The sequence below is a fragment of the Streptomyces sp. NPDC096013 genome, assembly GCF_044763565.1.
In the GTDB taxonomy this organism is placed as follows: domain Bacteria; phylum Actinomycetota; class Actinomycetes; order Streptomycetales; family Streptomycetaceae; genus Streptomyces.
On the sequence record NZ_JBIWGK010000012.1, the window covers coordinates 99,685 to 120,838 of the forward strand.

Annotated in this window: 15 protein-coding genes and 2 pseudogenes; 12 read left to right on the forward strand and 5 right to left on the reverse strand. The window is 70.3% G+C overall.

Features of this window, described 5'->3' with window-relative positions; translation table 11 throughout:
- A pseudogene (locus ACIRB1_RS33525) lies at nt 1-252 on the reverse strand (transposase); the annotation flags it as partial.
- Nucleotides 253-384: 132 nt separating this feature from the next.
- Here ACIRB1_RS33525 and ACIRB1_RS33530 point away from each other — a divergent pair.
- Nucleotides 385-537, forward strand: coding sequence for a hypothetical protein (locus tag ACIRB1_RS33530; RefSeq protein WP_403468039.1), 153 nt, complete (start codon nt 385-387; stop codon nt 535-537).
- Between the two features lie 270 nt (nt 538-807).
- Here ACIRB1_RS33530 and ACIRB1_RS33535 read toward each other — a convergent pair whose 3' ends face one another.
- A complete protein-coding gene (locus ACIRB1_RS33535) occupies nt 808-993 on the reverse strand; it encodes a hypothetical protein (protein ID WP_403468040.1) in 186 nt (61 codons plus the stop codon).
- 190 nt (nt 994-1,183) lie between these two features.
- On the opposite strand from ACIRB1_RS33535, the gene ACIRB1_RS33540 reads away from it, so the two are divergent.
- The 11 genes from ACIRB1_RS33540 to ACIRB1_RS33590 all read left to right on the forward strand — a co-directional run bounded on the left by ACIRB1_RS33540 (nt 1,184) and on the right by ACIRB1_RS33590 (nt 18,668).
- Entirely contained in the window at nt 1,184-2,020 is an 837-nt protein-coding gene (locus tag ACIRB1_RS33540; protein WP_403468041.1) for a helix-turn-helix transcriptional regulator, read from the forward strand.
- A 759-nt stretch (nt 2,021-2,779) separates the two neighbouring features.
- Entirely contained in the window at nt 2,780-3,835 is a 1,056-nt protein-coding gene (locus tag ACIRB1_RS33545; protein WP_403468042.1) for a ketoacyl-ACP synthase III family protein, read from the forward strand.
- A 10-nt stretch (nt 3,836-3,845) separates the two neighbouring features.
- Complete coding sequence (locus ACIRB1_RS33550) at nt 3,846-4,988, forward strand: acyl-CoA dehydrogenase family protein (RefSeq protein ID WP_403468043.1); 1,143 nt, start codon at nt 3,846-3,848, stop codon at nt 4,986-4,988.
- Entirely contained in the window at nt 4,985-6,418 is a 1,434-nt protein-coding gene (locus ACIRB1_RS33555) for an amino acid adenylation domain-containing protein (RefSeq protein ID WP_403468044.1), read from the forward strand. Before ACIRB1_RS33550 ends, ACIRB1_RS33555 begins: the two co-directional genes overlap by 4 nt.
- A complete protein-coding gene (locus tag ACIRB1_RS33560; protein WP_352185088.1) occupies nt 6,415-7,134 on the forward strand; it encodes a class I SAM-dependent methyltransferase in 720 nt (239 codons plus the stop codon). The genes ACIRB1_RS33555 and ACIRB1_RS33560 overlap by 4 nt, the downstream gene beginning before the upstream one ends.
- Nucleotides 7,135-7,154: 20 nt before the next feature.
- The gene (locus ACIRB1_RS33565) at nt 7,155-7,433 is read left to right on the forward strand and encodes an acyl carrier protein (protein WP_352185089.1); all 279 of its coding nucleotides are present in this window, start codon (nt 7,155-7,157) and stop codon (nt 7,431-7,433) included.
- A 24-nt stretch (nt 7,434-7,457) separates the two neighbouring features.
- A complete protein-coding gene (locus tag ACIRB1_RS33570) occupies nt 7,458-8,807 on the forward strand; it encodes an NAD(P)/FAD-dependent oxidoreductase (protein ID WP_352185090.1) in 1,350 nt (449 codons plus the stop codon).
- 14 nt (nt 8,808-8,821) lie between these two features.
- Complete coding sequence (locus ACIRB1_RS33575; protein WP_403468045.1) at nt 8,822-9,481, forward strand: HAD family hydrolase; 660 nt, start codon at nt 8,822-8,824, stop codon at nt 9,479-9,481.
- 203 nt (nt 9,482-9,684) lie between these two features.
- Nucleotides 9,685-10,728, forward strand: a complete 1,044-nt coding sequence (locus ACIRB1_RS33580) for a ketoacyl-ACP synthase III family protein (protein WP_403468046.1) — start codon at nt 9,685-9,687, stop codon at nt 10,726-10,728.
- Nucleotides 10,729-10,757: 29 nt separating this feature from the next.
- Entirely contained in the window at nt 10,758-17,222 is a 6,465-nt protein-coding gene (locus tag ACIRB1_RS33585; protein WP_403468047.1) for an SDR family NAD(P)-dependent oxidoreductase, read from the forward strand.
- A 96-nt stretch (nt 17,223-17,318) separates the two neighbouring features.
- Nucleotides 17,319-18,668, forward strand: a complete 1,350-nt coding sequence (locus ACIRB1_RS33590; RefSeq protein ID WP_403468048.1) for a cation:proton antiporter — start codon at nt 17,319-17,321, stop codon at nt 18,666-18,668.
- A 416-nt stretch (nt 18,669-19,084) separates the two neighbouring features.
- Here the strand turns inward: ACIRB1_RS33590 and ACIRB1_RS33595 are convergent, their stop codons facing one another.
- The 3 genes and pseudogenes from ACIRB1_RS33595 to ACIRB1_RS33605 form a co-directional block, all read right to left on the reverse strand.
- On the reverse strand, nt 19,085-19,927 hold the full coding sequence (locus ACIRB1_RS33595; RefSeq protein ID WP_403468049.1) for a DUF2993 domain-containing protein: 843 nt from the start codon (nt 19,925-19,927) through the stop codon (nt 19,085-19,087).
- Nucleotides 19,924-20,712 (reverse strand): annotated as a pseudogene (locus ACIRB1_RS33600) (MMPL family transporter); the annotation flags it as partial. The gene ACIRB1_RS33595 and the pseudogene ACIRB1_RS33600, both read right to left, overlap by 4 nt.
- Before the next feature lie 113 nt (nt 20,713-20,825).
- Nucleotides 20,826-21,092 (reverse strand): transposase, encoded by a 267-nt coding sequence (locus tag ACIRB1_RS33605; protein WP_403468190.1) that lies wholly within the window; start codon nt 21,090-21,092, stop codon nt 20,826-20,828.
- Nucleotides 21,093-21,154 lie beyond the last annotated feature (62 nt).

Here is a 21,154-nt window from a genome sequence, read left to right on the forward strand (position 1 = left end):
TTATCGGGTGAGGGCCAGGTTGTGGAGCCGGGCGATGCCGAACATGGCCTGGCGAACGCCGTTTCCTTTCAGGCGGCAGTCCCGCAGGACCTTCCAGTTCTTCAGCCGGGACAGGGCGGGTTCGACCCGGGCTCGGGCCCGGCGGTGGACGGCGTTCTCTGCCTCCTGTTGCGGGCTGAGATGTGTCCGGCCGCGTCGTTTGCGGTGCGGGATGAGCAGGCCGGTGCCCTGGTAGCCGCCGTCGGCGATGGTCGGGGCTCCGCGACAGCCCGGTGATCCGGTACTCCGCCACGATCAACTCGCGCGTCCCAGCCCCCATCGTGCACAGATCGACGAGCCGTCCGCGCACGGGGCCACGGCCAACCGTGCACGAGGTCGCTGGCGATGCGCGAGCACCCGGCACCTGTGAATCTGCGCCCCCTCGACGCCGCGGCCGAGGTGTGCCCCATGTGCGATGCCGTCGCCGAGCACATACAGATCACCGTCGACCGCGACGACCCGCGACTTTCCGAGCCTGCCCTCCGTGCAGGCAACTGAGTGGAGGCACGATGCCGACCGGATCCGCTCCCGCTCGCACGGGCTGCACCAGGCGTGCGTCCACCCTGCCGGCCGCGCCCTGTCCGAGCCCGGCTTCGACCTGTTCCACATCACACCCGCCCCCCCTGCGCGGTCAGATAGCCACCATGGCCCTCCCCACCTTCCGCCGCGTCGAGGACTCACTCGGCCGCGAAGGCCGGACGCTCACGCTCGACGACCGATGCCCGTTCCGGTCGCGCCCTCTCGGCCGCGACCGGCAGGATCGTCAACTCAGCCGCACGGCACCTCGTACTTGGTCCACTTCCCGTGGACCTGTACTTCGATATAGCACTTCTTGGCTGCGTCGGTGGCCGCCGACGCCGTCACGCCGCCGCCTACGGTCATCCCGATCACCGCGATGAGTACGCCGATCGCGGAAGCCGTTCGCTGCTTGCGGGTCCGTGCACTGTGGGACATAGTGCTCGTCCTTTCGACGGGACGCCGCCGGGCCGGCCGGCGGCGCGATGTGTGCCCCGGTAACGGGGTGCGGTACGAGGATGCGATGACCGGGATGCCCGAGGGAGGTCACACCTTGCCCTGGCGGGATCATGCGGCGAGGCTCTCGCCTACTAGGCAGGCGCCGAGATCGGCGACAAAGATGCCTGGCATGGACACCTTCGACGCCCTCCGCGACTTCCTCATCTCCCGCCGGGCCCGACTACGCCCCCAGGACGTGGGGTTACCCGACCACGGAGTCAGACGGGTGAGGGGACTGCGCCGTGAGGAGGTCGCCACGCTCGCGGCCGTCAGCGTCGAACACTACATACGGCTCGAACGCGGACAAGCGTCCCGTGTGTCGGACGCCGTGCTGGACGCCGTGGCCGAGGCGCTCCGGCTGAGCCCGGGCGAGCGTCGCTACCTGCGCAGTCTGGCGAGACCGAGCGCGGGCTCAGCCCCCGAGGGGTACCGCAGCATACGGCCCAGTGTGCAGCACATCCTCGACTCGATGGCCGGCACTCCCGCCTATCTCGTGGGCCGGGGAGGCTCGATACTCGCGTGGAACCGTCTGGCGGCAGCCGTCTTCGCCGACTTCGGCAGCATTCCCGCTGCACAGCGCACCGTCGGACGGCTCGTCTTCACGGATCCGCGCGCCCGGTGGCTGTACGTCGACTGGGAGGCGAAGGCCCGCGAGGCAGTGTCGTACCTGCGGACCGAGACCGGCAAGAGGCCTCAGGACCCGGAGCTCACCCGGGAGATCGATGAACTCGCGCACCACAGCGAGGACTTCCGGCGGCTCTGGTCGGAACAGCACGTATTGGAGACCACGCACTCGACCGTCGTCCTGCGCTGTCACCCTCCCCACCAACGGCTGGAGTTTTCCTGGGAGGGACTCCAACTGACCAGCGACCCGGACGAGATAGTGCTCGTGTACACGACCGCCCCCGGGTCGCCATCCGCCGCAGCCCTGCTGGAGATTCTTCGCGCGAGCCGGGGCGGTGGGTGACCTTGTCGGCGGTGCCGGTCTGCTCCTGCGGCGCGCAGGAACCTCAGTTGAGGCGGCCGTCCTATACGGGGCTCCTTCGACGTGGCAGACCGCGCCGAAGCGTCAGGCGCGCGAAGGTGACTGTGTCGCAGCCGTACTGACGAACCCTCGCAGGATCTGCGACCGGGGGTAGTTCCCAGGGGCGCTGGGAACACAGGCGGGGCGAGTTTCCCGGCCGACAGACGCCTGACCCGCAGCGCGGAGCGCGGAGCGCGGAGCGGACAACGGGACCCGATCGTGCCATCGACCGCCCAGGGTCCCCCTGTTCGGGCAGGAGCGACGTTCCTCCGAGGCTGCGCCCCGACCTGCCGGCATCAGCGTCCCCTCCTTTCTCTGCCTCCTCCTCCGCGTCTTGACACACACGGAAGCGGAGGGCAGCCTTACTTGAGGAATTTCACTCCGCCGCCACACCTGGGCGGTATCCGAGGGTTTGGCGCATGAGCGGTTCGACGCTCAGAAGAGACCGTCCACTTCCTTCAAACAGCACGGTGCGCCTCCCAGGAGGCTGATCGCTCAAAGAGATTCTCCCGCAATGGGATAGTTTCTTCGCGAACCCTTCCACTCTCCACTCCCCCTCCTTCCCTTTTTTCTCTCATCGGAAGATCCACGCGCACTCCCGCGAAGTGGGAAAACGTTGTCACGATGGACGGGGACAGGCGACTCCGTCGCGTCTCCTAGCAATTCGTCACGATAAGCGCACGAGAGATTCCGAGGTTGTTCATGAAGGTTTCCGATGTGCTGATCAGCGGTCTGGGGTCCTGTCTTCCCGACCGGGTTCCCATCGGATGGGCGGTCGAGCGGGACCTGATCGACCGGACCGCGGCGGAGCAGTACGGCATCACCAGCGTCACCGTCGCCGGCGAGGTGCCGGCGCCGGAGCTGGCGGTGCGGGCATGCCGAGAGGCCCTCGAACGGGCTGGGCAGAGTGCGGCTTCCCTCAGCCTGCTGCTCTACGTCAGCGTCTGGTACCAGGGGCCGCACGGCTGGTGTCCGCAGTACTACGTGCAGCGGCACATGGGCGCCGGCCAGGCGACCGCGGCCGAGGTCAGGCAGGGCTGCATGGGCATGTTCTCCGCGCTGGAACTCGCGGCGGGGCACCTCATGGCCTCGCCCGAACACGAGGCGGCGCTGCTCACTTCCGGCGACAACTTCACCTCCGACCTGCTGGAACGCTGGCGTTTCAGTCCGCATTTCGTCATGGGCGACGCCGGCTCCGCCGTGGTGCTGAGCCGCCGTGCGGGCTTCGCCCGGCTCAAGTCCGTCAACGCCGTCACCCTCCCCGAGTACGAGGCCATGCACCGCGGACCCGAGCCGCTGTTCCCGCCCGGAGCGGGCCGGCCCGGCAGGCTCGACTTCGGCAATTCCAAGGACCGCTGGCTGGACGGACCGGACCGGGATCCGGCGGGTCCGCTGAAGCTCGTGGCAGCGCAGGACGAGCTCGTCAGCCGCACTCTCGACGAAGCCGACATCACCATGGACGATGTCTCCCGCGTCGCCTATGCGAACGGCTCTCGGGAACGCGTCGAGGGCCGGGCGATGATTCCGCTGGGTCTGCCGATGTCCGTTTCGACATGGGAACAGGGGCGTACCGTCGGCCATATCGGTGCCAGTGACCAGATGGTGGCCTTGGAACAGCTTCTGCTCTCCGGCGAACTGCGCGGCGGGGACCATTTCCTGATGCTCGGAGTGGGGCCCGGACTGAATATCGCGTGCGCGGTGATCGAGATCACCGAGACCCCGCACTGGTCCACTCCCCTGTCGGCCATCGCTTCATGAAGGGCGACTCATGGATTTCCGCCTGAGCGCTGAACAGCAGGAACGAAGCGATCGAATCAAGGTGGTCGCGCAAACACTTTCCGCCCCGGGGATCGTCGACGAAGGATTACAAGGATCACACAGGGACACCTGGAAGAATCTGGGCACTGCCGGGTTATTGGGCGCGGCCGTCCCGGAAGAACACGGCGGCCAAGGATTGGGTGCTCTCGACACGGCCCTGCTGTACGAAGGGGCGAGCGATGGCGGTGCGGACACCGGACTGCTGTTCGCCGCAGCGGCCCATCTGTTCGCCTGTGTCATGCCGGTGCTGGAGTTCGCGCTCCCGCAGACGCGCAAGACCCTGCTGCCCACGCTGTGTTCGGGCGAGCTGACGGCGGGCAACGCCATGACGGAGCCCGACGCCGGATCGGACGTCTCCCGGCTCGCGACCACGGCCACGCGGGTCGATGGCGGGTATCTCCTCGACGGCGTCAAAAGCTTCGTCAGCAACGGCCCGGTCGCCGACGTCTACGTCACCTACGCGACGACGGACCCGGACGGTGGCTACTTCGGCACCACCGCGTTCGCCGTGGACCGCGACTCCCCCGGGCTGTTCGCGGGAGAGCCATTACGGAAATCCGCCCTGGCCTCTTGCCAAGCCGGTGAAGTGCGGTTCGCTCGCTGCTTCGTACCGGACGACCGGGTCCTCGGCAGACCGGGCCAGGGGCAGGTGGTGTTCCGGACGTCGATGCGGTGGGAACGTTCCTGTCTCTTCGCGATCTACCTGGGCCAGCAGGAACGCCTCATCCGACGGTGTCTCCAACACGTCGGGCAACGTCGGCAGTTCGGGAAACGGCTGGCCGACCACCAGCCCGTCGCGGACCGGCTGGCGGACATGCGGCTGCGGCTGGAGAGCGGACGGCTCCTGCTGTACCGCGCCTGCACCGAGATCGACGCCGACCAGGACCCCGACCTGTGGGTCGCGCTGGCGAAGCTGGCGGTCTCCGAGGCCGCTGTCGCCACCTCGCTGGACACCGCCCTGCTCTTCGGAGGCCGCGCCTTCCTGGCGGAATACGGGATCGAGGAGGAGGTGCGCGACGCCGCCCCCGCCACCACCTTCTCCGGCACCTCTGCCATCCAACGGCAGCTGATAGCCCGGGAGATGGGACTGTGAGCCTCTACCGCCCGGTGGCCGACGCTGCCGCCCGGACGCCGGACGCCCTCGCGGTCCACGACCTCACCAGCGGCCTCAGCTACGGCGAGCTGGACACGCGTGCCGACTGCTGTCTCGCCGCCCTGCGTGCCCACGGGGTCCGGCCTGGCGACCGTGTCCTGGTGTGGACGGACAAGACGGTCACATCGGTGGCCGTGGCCCAGGCGGTGCTGCGGTGCGGCGCGATCCACGTCCCGGTGCCACGCGGCAACCCGGCACGACGAGTCGCCCAGATCGCGGCGGACGCCCGCCCGGCCCTCGTCGTCACCGACCACGACGAGCACATCGCCGGCACCGTCCACGTTCACTGCGAGGACCTCTTCCTGGAGCGGGCGAACGGCCCGGCCGCGGCCCCCCATCCGGTCCGGCCTGCCGACCCGGCGTACATCCTCTACACCTCGGGGTCCACGGGGCAGCCCAAGGGCGTCTGCGTAAGCCACGGCGGCGCGCTCGCCTTCGTCGACTGGGCCTGCGAGGAGCTACGCCTGACGGCGGCCGACCGGCTGGCGAACCACGCCTCGTTCGGCTTCGACCTGTCCGTCTTCGACCTCTACGCAGCCTTCCGGGCCGGCGCCTCGGTGCACCTCGTAGGAGAGACCCTCGCTCGGGCCGCGGAGCCACTGGTCGACTTCCTGCTGGAGAGCCGGATCACCGTCTGGTACTCGGTGCCGTCCGCCCTGGTCCTCATGGTCGAGTACGGCGAACTGCTGGACCGCGGGCCGGGGGCGCTGCGAGCCTGTGTCTTCGCCGGTGAACGCTTTCCACTGAAGACGCTCAAAGACCTGCGGCGCGCCTGGCCGAACGTCTGCATGCTCAACTGGTACGGCCCGACGGAGACCAACGTGTGCACCTCGTACGAGGTGACAGCCGCGGATCTCGCTCGCACCACGGACATACCGATCGGGTCACCCGTCGCGGGGGACGCGGTGTCGCTGGAGGCCGGTGAGATCGTGGTCGACGGCCCGACCGTCATGCTCGGCTACTGGGGCCGACGGCCGCAGACCGGGCCGTACCGTACCGGTGACCTCGGCCGGTACGACGCCGACGGCCGGCTGGAGTACCGGGGCCGGATCGACGACATGGCGAAGGTCCGCGGCCACCGGGTCGAGCCGGCCGAAGTGAGCGGCGTGCTGGTGACGCACGAGGCGGTGCGGGACGCGGTGGTGCTCGTGGTGGGCAGCGGACTCGACGCCCGGCTGCACGCCGTGGTGATCCCCGAAACCGGATACGCGCCCGAGTTCGCGCAGCTGCGACGGCACTGCTCCGACTTCCTGCCGCCGTACATGGCCATCGACGCGCTGCATACGGTCAGCGGGTTTCCCCGCACCGCGAACGGCAAGGTCGACAGCGCCGCGCTCCGCAGCCTGGTGGCGCAGGGAGCGGCCGTATGACAGGCGCGATCTGGGACGCCTTCTGGTCGGCGCTGCCCACCGAGCCCGGTGCCGCCCTCTGGGACTCCTCGCCCCGACTGACCGCGGCCCGGCATCTGCCGCTGTTCCAGGAATACACCGATCCCTCGCTGCCCCTGATCGATCTCGGGTGCGGCAGCGGGCGGCAGACACAGTGGCTGGCGGGCCACTTCGGGCGGGTCGTCGGACTGGACATCGCGGACGCGGCCGTGGACTTGGCCGCCGCCACGCACCCGGCGCCCAACATCGTCTACCGCCGTGCCGACCTGCTCGACACGGACACCGCGACGGCCCTGCACACGGAGTTCGGCGACGCCAACGTCTACATGCGCGGGGTGCTGCACCAGCTCACCCCGGACGACCGGACGAGCATGCTGGCGACAATCCGGCTGCTGCTGGGCGGGCGGGGCATCCTCTTCGCCCAGGAGCTGACCGAGCACACCGGCTGGTACGTGGCCGAACTCCTCGCCCAAGGAGCTCAGTTGCCCAAGACGGCCGGACTGGCCGCCCACTTCGACTTCGGCGCCCGAATCGCCCCCGCGCACGACGGGCGGCTGCGGCTGCTGTTGGAAGGAAACGGATTCGACGTCGTCGCCGATGACGACATCTCCCTGCACACCACGGAGCACACCTCCGACGGGCAGCCGCTGGAGCTGCCGACGAGGTACGTCGTGGCGCGTGCGTCGGCACGGCTCTGACACCCGGAGGAACCGCAACCATGACGGACCTTGACCGCGTGACGCTGCTGGAAAGCCTGCTCCGCTATGTGACGGACGAACTCGCGACGGGTGTGCCGTCCCACCAGATCACCGCCGCCAGCCCGCTGCTCGAGATGGGAATCCTGGATTCGGTGCGCACCGCTCGTCTGCTGTCGCACATCCGCACCGCGTACGGCGTGCGGGTGCCACCGGTGCACATGACCGGTGAGCACTTCCGCTCGCTGGATTCGATCACCGACCTGATCCTGCTGCTCCGTTCGCAGACCGCCTCCCTCTGACACCTCGCGCTGACAGGAGCACGGATGACGTACGACTACGACATCGGCATCATCGGCGGCGGACCGGCCGGTTCCACCGCCGCCTCCTATCTGGCCAGGGCGGGGCTGTCGGTCGCCGTCTTCGACAGCGAGTTCTTCCCTCGCGAGCATGTGGGTGAGTCCCTGGTGCCGGCGACCACACCCGTGCTGCTGGAGATCGGTGCCATGGACAAGGTCGAGGCTGCGGGCTTTCCCCGCAAGTACGGCGCCGCCTGGACCTCGGCGAACGCGGACGACGTGGACCCGCTCGGCTTCCAGGTCCACGACCACGGTCTCGGGGCAGCCGACGTGCTGTTCAACGAACGCGACCAGTTGGGCGTGGACCGTGACTACACCTTCCATGTCGACCGCGGCCGGTTCGACCACATCCTGCTCAAGCACGCGGAGAGCCTGGGGGCGAAGGTGTTCTCCGGGGTACGGGTACGGGGCGTGGACTTCGCGGACAGCACGCGGCCCGTGCTCCGGGTCGGGCTGGGCGGGACGACCGCCGAGGTGCCGGTGCGGATGGTCGTGGACGCCAGCGGACGCGGCACCCTGCTGGGGCGACAGCTGAAGGTCAAGGTGCCCGATCCGGTGTTCAACCAGTACGCCGTGCACAGTTGGTTCGAGGGACTGGACCGGGAGGCCCTGTCGAACGACGCGAACCAGGCCGAGTACATCTTCATCCACTTCCTGCCGCTCAGTGACACCTGGGTGTGGCAGATTCCCATCACCGACACGATCACGTCGGTCGGCGTCGTCACCCAGAAGGCGCGGTTCAGGGAGGGCAAGGACGATCTCGAAGGGTTCTTCTGGGACTCGGTGGCCAGCAGGCCGCTGCTGCACGACGCGCTGAAGAAGGCCGAGCGGGTCCGCCCCTTCAAGGCCGAGGGCGACTACAGCTACGGCATGACCAAGGTGTGCGACGACGGAATGGTGATGATCGGCGACGCCGCACGGTTCGTCGACCCGATCTTCTCCAGCGGGGTCAGCGTCGCCATGAACAGCGCTCGGCTGGCCTGCGCCGACATCATCGCCGCCGCCGAGGCCGGCGACTTCAAGGCCGCCCGGTTCGACACCTACGTGACCAAGTTGCGGCGCGGTGTGTCGAGTTGGTACGAGTTCATCTCCATCTACTACCGCCTCAACATCCTGTTCACCGCCTTCGTCCAGGATCCCCGCTACCGCATCGACGTCCTGAAACTGCTCCAGGGCGACGTCTACGACGAGCAGGAGCCGGCCGCGCTGACCGCGATGCGTGACTTCATCGCCGCCGTAGAGGCCGACCCCGACCATCTCTGGCACCCGCTGCTGGGCAAGATGAAGGTGTCCCTCAACTCCCGGGCCCTGTTCTGACCGCGCCGTGGGCGGTGCTGTTCGACATGGACGGGACCCTCGTCGACACCGAGGTCCTCCTGCTGGACGCGCTGTCGGAGGTGCTCGCCGCGTCCGGGGTACCGGCGACGGCCCTGCGGCCGGAGGAGCTGCGGGGCCGTGACGTCGCCGCGAACCTGGCCCAGTTGCGCGGCCTCATGCGGACACCGATGCCCGAGCGGGACCTGTACGCCCGCGTCAGTGCCCGCATGCTCCACCGATTGCGGCTCGGGATCACCCCGCTGCCCGGCGCCGTCGCGCTGCTCCGGGAGCTGCGGCGGGCTCACGTTCCGTGTGCGTTGGTGTCGTCCTCGTACCGGGCCATGGTGGACGCCGTGCTGCCTTCGCTGGCCCCGGCCGGGTTCGCCGTGACCGTGGCGGGTGACGAGGTGCGGCACCCGAAACCGCACCCGGAGGCGTATCTCACCGCCGCCGCCCGACTCGGCCTCGCGCCGGGTCGGTGCGCCGTCGTCGAGGACTCGTCCACCGGGCTCCGGTCGGGACGGGCCGCAGGCTGCGTCACGGTCGCGGTCACGCCGACGGCGGAACCGGTCGCCCTCGCCGTACCGGGCCTGACCGGGTTGACCGTGTCACGGCTCGCGCGCCTGGTGGGCTCGGCGGCCGCACCGCGCACCGGTCATCGGGCCGCCGGATGAGGAGGGACGCCCTCGAACCGAGGCTCACGGGGCGGCGGGCACAGCGCGGTGCCCGCCGCCCGGCACGCCGTACGACCAGGAGTCGCAGCCGCCGCTCCCGTCCGATCCGTACACAGCAGAAAGTGGTGCATCGCCGTGAACAGAGCCCGGCCCCCGCGCTCGGAGCGGGCCGCGTCCCGCGGACACGTCGCCAGGAGGCCCGCGTGAAGCCGGCCGACATGTTCCTCGCCGGGCTCGGCTGCTGGCAGCCCGACGCCTTCCCTGCCTCCGAAGCGGTCGCCGCGGGTCTGTACGACGCCACGGTCTTCGCGGAGAGCGGGCTGCGCAGTGTCCTGGTCGCCGGGCCGGAGTCACCACCCGAGATGGCTGTGCACGCCGCACGCACGGCGCTGGGCCACTCCGCCGGCGGGGTCGCCGCGATCGGTACGGTGCTGCACGGCTCGACGTTCTACCAGGGCCCCGAGATGTGGTCACCGACCGCCTTCGTCATGCGGGAGCTGGGCATCGCGGGGGCCACGGGCACCGAGATCCGTAACGGGTGCAACAGCATGCTCGCCGGTCTCGAACTGGCCGCCGGCCTGCTGCCGTTGCAGTCGGACCGCCGGCCGGACATCCTCCTGACGACGGCGGACAACTTCAACTCGCCGCTGTTCAACCGGTGGGACAGCGGGCCGATGGGGGTGATCGCCGCCGATGCGGCCAGTTCCGTCGTGATCAGCTCGCGGGGTGGCTTCGCCCGTGTCGACGCGGTCGTCTCCCGGGTCTACCCGGAGTTCGAGGCGATGGCGCGCGGCGACGAACCGCTGTTCCCGCCCACCGGTTCCACGGGCCGACGGATCGACACGGTGGAGCGCGCCCAGCAGTTCAACGAGCGGATGCGCGAGGTCGGCGGGATGAGTGTCGGCGACGGCATAGCGAAGGCTTGTTCGGAGACGGCGCAAGGCGCGCTGGACGAGGCCGGGGTCAAGGCCGCCGATCTGCGCTGGGTGCTGGTGCCCAACGGTGACGAGGCGACCACCCGCAACTGCGTCATGGAGCCGCTCGGCCTGGACGTCGCCCAGTCGCAGTGGGAGTTCGGCTGCGGGATCGGACACGCCTCGTCCAGCGACCAGTTCATCGCCCTGGACCACCTGCTGCGCACCGGACGCCTCGACGCGGGCGACCACGTGCTCCTGTTCGGCGGCGCCCCGGGCTGGTCGGCCGCGGCCGCGGTTCTCACCCTCACCGAACTGCCGTCCTGGATCTAGGGATTGACGACGCCGACAGGAGGTGCCGCGTGACGGCGCAGCAGGACCCGGCCGCTCCGCAGCCGATCGCCATCGTAGGGATGGCGTGCGAGTTCCCCGGCGCCGACGGCGTCGCCGCGTTCTGGCGGATGCAACTGGACGGCGTGGACGCCACGTCGGACGTCCCGCCCGACCGCTTTCCCATTGACGCCTTCCACGACCCGCGACCCCGCACCCCCGGACGGATCGTGAGCCGCCGGGGCGGCTTCCTCCCCGACATCCGGGGCTTCGACGCGGCCTACTTCGGGATCTCCGGGCGCGAGGCGAGTCACATGGATCCACAGCAGCGGCTGCTCCTGCACACCGCCGCGGCGGCCGTGCAGGACGCCGGGCTGACGCCGGACCGGCTCGCGGGCAGCCCGACCGCGGTCGTCGTCGGGCAGCGGACGGCCGAGTACTGGGATCTGCTGCGGGCGGCCGGGGCGCTGGACATCTACGCCAACACCGGCACGTCGCGCAGCGTCCTGTCCGGCCGTCTGTCGTTCTTCTTCGACCTGCGCGGTCCGAGCACGTCCGTCGACACCGCCTGCTCGTCCTCGCTGGTGGCGGTGCACCAGGCGTGCGCCGCGCTGCGCGCCGGGGAGGCGACCCTCGCCCTGGCCGCGGGCGTCAACCTGGTGCTCACGCCGGAGGAGAGCATCACGTTCTCCCAGGCGGACATGTTGTCCGCGGACGGCCGGTGCAAGTTCGGCGCCGCCGACGCCGACGGCTTCGTGCGCAGCGACGGAGTCGGTGTCGTCGTCCTGAAGACGCTCGCTCAAGCCGAGGCGGACGGCGACCGGATCCACGCGGTCGTCCACGGCTCGGCCGTCGAGAACGAGGGCCGCAGCAGCGGGTATCTGATGACGCCCTCGCAGAGCGGCCAGATCGACACGATGCGCCACGCCTGCGCGCGCGGCGGCGTGGACCCGCGCGCCGTTGGTTTCGTGGAGGCGCACGGCACCGGCACCCCCACTGGCGACCCGATCGAACTCCGCGCCCTGGATGCGGTCTACGGCACCGGCGCGGGCCGCACGGCCGCGGATCCCCTGCTGGTCGGTTCCGTGAAGACGAACATCGGGCACACCGAGGCGGCGGCCGGGATCGCGGCGCTCATCAGGGCGGCCCTGTGTGTGGCGCACGGCGTCGTCCCGCCCGCTCTGCACAGCGGCCGACTGACCGACGCCGTGGACTGGGACGGCATGGCGCTGGAGATCCCGCAGGCCGCCCGCGAATGGGGCGGGGAAGGCGCCGTACGGTACGCGGCCGTCAGCTCGTTCGGCATCTCCGGCACCAACGCCCACGTCGTCCTCGGCGAGCACCGCCCCGCGCCCGTGACTCCGCGGGCCGACGCGTCCGGTCCGCACCTGCTCGGCCTGTCCGCCCGGACGCCCGCGGCGTTGCGCCAACTCGCCGCCACCTACGCCGATTTCCTCGGACCCGATGGAGAGGGCCGCCGGCATGCGCTGCGCGACGTCAGTTTCAGCACCCTGGCCCGCAGCACCCATCACCGGCACCGCATGACCGTACTGGCCGCCGAACACGACCAGGCCGTACGGCAGTTGCGCGACGGTCGACCGATCGTCGCCGCCAGGGCCGCCGCGCGCTGGAAGACCGTGTTCGTGTTTCCCGGGCAGGGCTCGCAGTGGTCCGGGATGGGGCGCGGTCTGCTGCGCACCTCGGCAGTGTTCCGGGAGGCCGTCGAGGAGTGCGATCGGCACGTCCGGGCCGAACGCGGCTGGTCCGTGATCGAGCAGCTGACCACCGGCGACGAGGCGGCCTGGCCCATCGACATCGTGCAGCCGCTGCTGTGGGCGGTCGAGGTCGGGCTCGCCGCGCTGTGGCGGTCGTGGGGAGTCACGCCCGATGTCATGATCGGCCACAGCATGGGCGAGGTCGCCGCCGCCTGCGCCGCGGGCGCGCTCACCCTCGCCGACGGCGCCGCGGTGATCTGCCGTCGCAGTGCGCTGCTCAGGACGATTGCCGGCACCGGGACCATGGCCGCAGTGGACCTGCCCGCCGACGAACTGCGCCGGGAACTCGCCGACGTACCGGACGTGGACGTGGCGGTGAGCAACAGCCCGCGGCGCACCATCGTCTCGGGCAGCACCCCGGCGGTGGAGAAGCTGCTGGAGGCGCTGACCCAGCGGAAGGTGTTCACCAGGATCGTCAAGGTGGACGTGGCCTCGCACAGCACCCACGTCGATCCCCTGCTGGACACCCTGCGCACCGCACTGGAGTCGGTCCGCCCGCGCGCGGGCGCGACTCCGCTGCGCTCGACGGTGACCGGAGACCTGCTGACCGGTGCGGAACTGGACGCCGACTACTGGGTGCGCAACCTCCGCGACGAGGTCCGCTTCCACGCGGCCGTAGCGGCCGAGACCGCCGACTGCGAGGCGACGGCCGTCGTCGAGATCAGCCCGCACCCGATCCTCGGCGGGGCGGTGAAGGAGTGCCTGCCCACGAAGCGCACCGACGACCAGGTGGTGCCGTCGCTGCTGCGCGGCACCGATGAGCGGACCGCCCTGCTGACCTCGGTCGGACAGCTCCACCAGGCCGGGTGTCCGATACGTCTGGATGCCCTGTTCGACGACCCGGCCGCGTACGTGACACTGCCCGCCCACCCCTGGCAGCGCACCGAGTTCTGGTTCGGACCGCTCACCGGGACGACCACGACAGACATCCGGTCCAGGCACCCGCTCCTTGGCACGCACACGGTCCTGGAGGACGGTGCCCACCGCTGGGAAGGCCCGGTCGACCTGGACCGCAGCGCCTACCTCCTGGACCACCAAGTGCAGGGAATGGTCATCCTGCCCGGCACCGCCTACCTGGAACTGGCGGTGGCCACCGCCGAGGCCGTCGGAGCCGAGGCAGTCGTCACCGACGTCCGCTACGAGAAGGCGCTCTTCCTCACCCCGGACGCCCCGCCGACCCTGCGGGTGACACTCCGACCGGACGGCCGGGCCTGGGCGTTCGACATCTCCACCTACGACGGCACCGGGTGGAGCCGGCACGCGCACGCCCGCGTCGAGGAGACCTCCGAGGGCACCCGACTGCTCGACGTCCCCGAGGAGACACCCCGGCGCATCGCGGAACGCGCGCCCGACCATCTTGCCGGCGCCGAGTTCTACCGCCGGTTCGCTGCCCGCGGCAACGACTGGCACGGCGTGTTCCGGGGCGTCCGCCGAGTGTGGTGCGGCGAGAGGGAGGCACTCGCCGAGATCACCGTCCCGCCGGGCCTGTCCGAGCTGTCCGGCGGTGGGCGCCACCACGCCCATCCGGCGGTTCTCGACGCCTGCGGGCAGGTCCTCGCGGCGACTCTGCCCGACACGTCCGAACCCGGCGACCAGTACGCGTTCGTCCTGGGTTCTCTGGACGCGTTCCGCCTCCACGGACCTCTCACCGGGACCCTGCACAGCCACGTGGTACGACGAGACCTGACGGCCGAGTCCTTCAGCGGTGACGTCTCCGTCCGAAACGAACAGGGCACGCTCCTGGCCGAGTTCCGCGGTCTGCGCATCCGCTGGCTGGTACGGCGGGAGGATCCAGGCCCGCTCACCGACTGGCTTTACCGACCCCGCTGGCTTCCCGCACCCCCGCCCACGCCCGCTCCTGAACCGGCCGCGGGCGCCTGGCTGGTCTTCGAGGACGAGGAGTTCGGGCCCCGACTGGCCCCGGCGCGGGGCGCGCGGATCGCCGTACGCCCCGGAGAGCGGTACGGGCGCGACGACGACGGAACCTACCGCATCGACCCGTCCCGTATCGACGACTACGCCCGGCTGCTGCGCGAGGCCGGACGCGACCGGCCCGGAGGCATCGCGGCCGTCGTTCATCTGTGGAGCCTGCGGACGTCACCGTCATTCGTCGACGTTCCGCTGGGCCTGGGGAGCGCACTGCTGCTGGAGCGGGCACTGTCCACGGCCCGGTGGGAGGCAACCGTCCCCCGGCTCGTCCTCGTGACCCGGGGCGCGGAGACCGTGGTGGACACGGACGGGGCACCGGACCCGGAACAGTCCGCCGTATGGGGCTTCGCACGCACGACGGCGAGCGAACTGTCCTCCGTCCCCCACACCCTCATCGACTTGGATCCGGCGTGGGGCGCGGAGCAGGCCGAGGCGCTGGCCCAGGAGATCACGGTCGGCGACCGGGACGAGGACCAGATCGCGCTGCGCGCGGAAGGGCGCCACGTCCTCCGCCTTCAGCGCTTGGCGCCGACGCCCTGCCCCGACGAGGTCACCGAGCTGGTGCCAGGCCGCGGCCAAGCCGCACATCCGGCGCGTGCGGTGTCCACGACGCGACAGCCGACCGCCGACGAGGTGCGGATCACCGCGGCTTACAGCGCGATCGGCTTCCGCGACGTCCTCCGGGCGGCCGCGTCCGGCTCCGCGCACGACGACGGCCTGCCGGGCCGGGAGACGTCCGGCACGGTGACGGCCGTCGGCGCCGCGGTCAGGGGCGTGTCCGTGGGCGACCGAGTGGTGGCCATCACGCAACGGGGACTGGCCACAGAGGTCTTCGCCGATCGTCGACTGACCCACCGGCTGCCCGGCTCCCTGAGCCTCGCCGAAGCCGCCACCGTGCCGATCCCCTACCTGACGGCTTGGTACGGCCTGGTCGAACTCGCGGCGTTGCGCGCGGGCGAGAAGGTTCTCATCCACTCGGCCACGACCGGCGTGGGCCTGGCCGCGCTCCAAGTGGCGCGGTGGCGCGGCGCCGAGATCCACGCGACCGCCGGCAGCGACCGGCGACGGGCCCTGCTACGAGCGATGGGCGTGGCCCATGTGGCCGACTCCCGGGGCGACTTCGCCGGTCCTCTGCTGGCCAGGACGCACGGCACGGGCATGGACGTCATCCTCAACTCGCTGACGGGCACGGCCGTCGACCAGAACATGAGCATGCTCGCCCCGTACGGGCGCTACGTGGAGTTGGCCGACCAGAATTCGCCCGCGGACCGTCCGACAGACCCGCGCGGGCTGCCTCACGGATCCTCCGTCCAGGTGCTCGACGTCGATGCCTTCTGCCGCGAGTGTCCCGAACGGGCGGGAGCGCTGCTCGACCGGGTACTCCGATTGGTCGCAGCAGGTGAACTCCCCCCGCTGCCGGGCGAGTTGTACCCCCTGAACGCGGCCGATCAGGCGTTCGACGACATACGCGCGGCCCGCCACACCGGCCGAGTACTCGTGGACCTGGGGTCACCTCAAGGCCACCACCCGACACCTCGGGCGGAGGCACCCGCACCGACACGGATGCGGCCGGACGCCACCTATCTGGTGACCGGCGGCGCCGGCGGCATCGGCTCCGAGCTGTCCCGCTGGCTCGTCGCGCGCGGCGCCCGGCACCTGCTGCTCACCGGCCGCTCCCTGCCAGGTACGGCGTCCACGTCGGGAAGCGATGCGGCCGCCCTGCTGGAGGAGCTGCGCGGTCAGGGTGTCGAGGTGCAGTACGCCCCGGTGGACGCGGCGGACGAGCGGTCGATGCGGCGTCTGGTCGAACATCGCCGCAGCACCGGCCACCCGGCGGTGCGGGGCGTCTTCCACACGGCCGGCGTCTTCATGTACAAGCCGATCGGCGAGACCACACTGCGGGATCTGAAGGCCGTGCTGCGTCCCAAGCTGGAGGGCGGCCGAGTCCTCGACCGGATCTTCGAGGACAGCCTCGATCACTTCGTACTGTTCTCCTCCGGAAACGCTCTCCTGGCTTCACCCCACGTCGCCGCGGCGGCATCCGCCAACGCGGGCCTCGACGCCCTCGCCCGCACACGCCGCAGCCAGGGCCATGCGGCACTGTCGGTCAACTGGGGCTTCTGGAGCGACCGGGGCATGGCCGCGAGGGCCGGCGCCCGACTCGGCCGGAACCTCATCCCCCGCGGCATGACCGCGTTCACGTCCACGGCCGGACTCGCGGCCCTTGACCATCTCTTGGCCACCGGAAGCGGGGACACGCTGGTCATGCCGGTGGACTGGGCGGAATGGCGAGTCACTTATCCGACAGCGGCCGCGTCCCCGTTCCTGCGGGATGTGCTGGACGGGGCGGGAGCGCCCTCTGCAGTCGTCGCCCAGCCCACTCCATCGCGTGGGCACAGAACGACGCCCACCGCACCGGCACTCGTCGACCGAACGACCACGCCGACACCGACACCGACACCGCAGGTTGCCACCTTCGGCGAGACGAACGATGCGACGCGGACTGCCGGTCCGGACGACACCGCACACCGGACACCGAATGCATCGATGCCGACCGCCGACCGGTCGGCACTGTTCAGGAACAGAATCGCCGCCATCCTGCGCGTCGACGCCGACCACCTCGACCCGGAGCTGGACCTGACCAGCCAGGGCCTCGACTCACTGATGGCTGCTCAACTCCGGCAGGAAGTGCAGAGCTCACACGGCGTATTGCTGCCGGTCGGCAAGATCCTCAGCCGGACAACACTCCGGGAACTGACGGATCACCTGCTCGCCGCTGCCCCGCCGGAGTGAGTACGGCGCATCGACCGCGCCAACGCAACGTACGGGCCCTCTGCGCACAGAGCATTTACCGAAGCGCCGAACAGCGAGACAAGGAAAAGAGAACCGGTGGACACCGACTCACTCGTCACGCACGTCCTCGCGGCCCTGGCACTGGTGATCACAGCCTCATGGGCCTTGGGCGCACTGGCACGCCGACTCCGACAGCCTCCGGTCATAGGGCAGTTGCTCGCAGGAATAGCACTTGGCCCGAGCCTGCTGGGACTGACACCGCACGGCATCTACACGGCGCTGTTCCCGGAGGAGATCAAGCCGGCCCTGACGGCACTGGCCCAAGTAGCCCTGGCGCTCTTCCTGTTCGCCGTCGGCTACGAACTCGACCTCGGCCAGCTCCGTCAGCGCCGCGCGGTGTCCACCGTCTCACTGAGCGGCTTCGCCCTGCCGATGGTGATGGGAGCCGGTCTCGTCGTACTCCTCCCCGGGGCGTTCCGTTCCGTCAACGGCGGCCGACCGGTCGATGCGAACTTCAGCCTCTACATGGCGGTCGCCCTCTCGATCACGGCGGTGCCCGTACTGGCCAGCATCATCAGGGACCAAGGGCTCGCCGGCAGCCGACCCGCCACCATCGCGATGGCTGCCGCCGGCGTCATCGACATGTTGAGCTGGCCCGTCCTCGCGGTCTGCCTGATCGGTGGCGGACGGGATTCCCTGGGTGACTGGCTCACCAGGACGGGACTGCTGATGGCCTACGTACTGGTGATGGTCTTCGCCGTACGACGGCTGCTGGTGTGGTGGATGAACCGGCCGGGCTCCGTACTGACCGATCCCGTGCCCGTCGCCACCGCGCTGACCCTGGCCTCGGCGTGGGCGACCAACGCCCTCGGGCTGCACGTGATCTTCGGCGCACTGCTGGCCGGTGTCGTCATGCCCCGTCAGCGCGACGGAATTCCCGACAGCCGAGTGCTGCGCCCGCTTCAGGAGACCGGAAGCCTGCTGCTGCCCGTGTTCTTCACAGTCTCGGGCTTGTCGGTCCAGCTCAGCGAAGTCCGCCTCTCCGACCTGTTGTTGCTTCTCGCACTGTGCGTCGCCGCGGTGGCAGGCAAGGTGGCGGCCGGGTCACTGTCGGCCCGACGCGGTGCCCGGCTGCCGTGGCGGGACTCGATATTGGTCGGGGTACTGCTCAACACACGGGGCCTCACGGAACTCATCGTCCTGAACGTGGGGTTGCAGGCCGGATTGATCGGGCCGCGCCTGTACGCGCTGCTCATCATCATGGCCCTCGTCACGACGGCGGCCACGGGACCGCTGATCCGCCTGCTGCGCCGGCAGACCGCTGCCGCCGAGGGGGCGCCGGCCCAAGCCCGCGCCGGCAACGGGAGGACTCCGAACGCCCAGCCGGGCTCCTCCCGGGCTCCGGGGGCCGGCACCGAGGCGACTCCGCGGCCGTGGAAGTCGTAGAAGGCGTGGGCTTGCTCCGCATGCTGAAGCCCGAGGGGCCTGGCCTCCTCAGTCGTCGCGTGCCGCTGGGAAGGTGAGAGACCCTGCCTCCCGACTCGCCAAGAAGCACGTGGGCAAGGCCAGTCCTCGGACCGTCACGTACTGCACGGTGGGCTGCCTGGCGCAGCCCGTGTCGGAGCGGCGGCAACCCTGGTGCCGGCCAGTACCGCCTCCGATTCCTGCAACGGTCCATTCTCCCGCACGCTCACCATCGGCAGCGGTCCGGCGGACCCAGGCCGCGCGCCTTCTCGGCCCGCGCTGAGGCCGAAAGCAGTGAGGCGCGAAGGCCTCGCCGACACGGGCACGCCACCGCCGTGGACGTCGCGCCCGAGGCCACCGCGCATCTGAGGCTCCGACGACGGCCGAGGCCTGTGCCCTCAGCGCCTATAGCGCGGCGGACTGGCCGACCTCCGCACCCGTGCCCGGAACTCTGCGGCACCCTCCTCCCTCACGCGCGCCTCCCCACCGGTACACCCTGGAGTGGGCCGTCCCGCCGCCCGTAGACGCCGACTACGCCCCTTTCGTACCGGGCAACCGGGTGAGGCCGCGTCGAGCGTGATCGTGAGGCCCGTGGAGGTGACGTCGACCGCTGTCGCTTTCAGGCCCAGGGGATAGGCGGCGTCGGTGCGGTTGGTGAGTCCGTGCTGGATCCGGTCGACGACCGCAGCGGGTGCGGGGCTGCCCAGGATCTCGGCGTCTTCCAGACGCAGCGTCACGCGCCCGTCCTGGAGGAGGGGTTGCAGCGTCGCCCGGCCGAGCCCACCCTGCAGATCGAGGGTGATGGTGCCGGCTTGGTCGTCAAGGCGTACGCCCGTGACCGGGAGCCGGCCGCCCGTTTGGGTGGTCATGTTCTGCAGGGAGGCTGCGGGGACCTCGACGTCGGCGTGGGCTCGAGCGACGGTGCCCGAGTGGTTGCCGGTCAGGCGGACGTCGTCCAGGCGGGCGTGTACGGACACGTCGGGGATGTGGCCCAACCTGGCGTCGCCGCTGGTGACGGTGATGGCGTCGAGGTGCCGTTCGAAGAGGTCGAGCAGGGCCGGACCGCCGTCGATGTCGACATCGGTGTCCCTGCCGAGGGTCCGGCCCACCGCGGCGGAGAGGCGGCTGTGCAGCAGCGTGCGGGCGGCGAGTTCGGCAGCGGCCGTGGCGAGAAGCAGAAGCGTAAGGGCAGCCGCCGTCACCGAGAGGACACGGCGCCGCCTGAACATGTCGCGGATCACTGCTCGTCCCCCGCAACGGCCGGAACGGCGGCCCGGGCGGTGTCCTGAGCGGTGGCGGAGCCAGGGCCTTCGGGGTCGAGGTGCGGCAGGAGCCGGTCGAGCCAGTGTGGCAGCCACCAGTTGGCGCGGCCGAGCAGATACATGGTGGAGGGGACCAGGACGAGCCGGACGAGGGTGGCATCGACGATGACGCTGACGCCCAGGCCCAGGCCCAGGCCCAGGCCCAGGCCCAGGCCCAGGCCCAGCGCCAGCATATTGATGATCACGTTGGTGGAGAGCAGGAAGGCGAGGAAGACGCTGGTCATGATGAGGGCGGCGCAGGTGATGACACGGGCGGTACCGGCCAGGCCGGTCGCGACGCTGAGATGGTTGTCCTTGGTATGCAGCCACGCCTCGCGGATCCGGGAGAGCAGGAAGACCTCGTAGTCCATGGACAGGCCTAAGACGATGGCAAACATCATCATCGGCACGTACGACTCGACCGGGACGGGTTCGTCGACGCCGAACAGGGAGCCGCCCCAGCCCCATTGGAAGACCGCGACGACGACTCCGTACGCGGCGCCGATCGACAGCAGGTTGAGCAGGGCCGCCTTGAAAACGACCAGGAGACTGCGGAAGACGGTGAGCAGCAGCAGGAAGGCCGCCGCTACGACCACTGCGACGATGACGGGCAGCCGGTCCACGACGACGTCGCGGAAGGTGAGTTGGGCCGCGGTGACCCCGGTGACGTATTCGTAGCCGCCCGAGTCCGCGGGGGGGGTGGGGAAGGGTGTCTCCACCTTCCGGCCGTACCGCTTGGCCGATTCCGGTTCGACCAGCGGCATCAGCCAGTCCGGATCGGCCTCGGCAATCTCCTCCAGCGCAGCCCGCACGCTCTCACCCGCCAGCTCCAGCCGGCTCAACCGCCACACCGCCGCCAGGACATGAGTGGCATCAGTACGCTGTCGGCCCCGCCCCTTGAGCAGGCCGGCCGCCACCAAGCGGTCCAGTCGATCCTCGTGCGCACTGCATCCGCCGCCGCCCGGTCCGAGAGGTTCTCCGCGAACTGCGACACCGACACCAGTGCCAACTGCCCAGGCGAGAAGCCCGGTCGGCCATCGGACGGATACAAGTGAGTGAATTCCTCGTCGGCGAACACCACATCCAGCCGGTCCCTCATCAGCATCACCGGCGTCCCCCTTCGGACACACCGCCCACGCCGCCCACGCCGTGCGGACCGTCATCGGA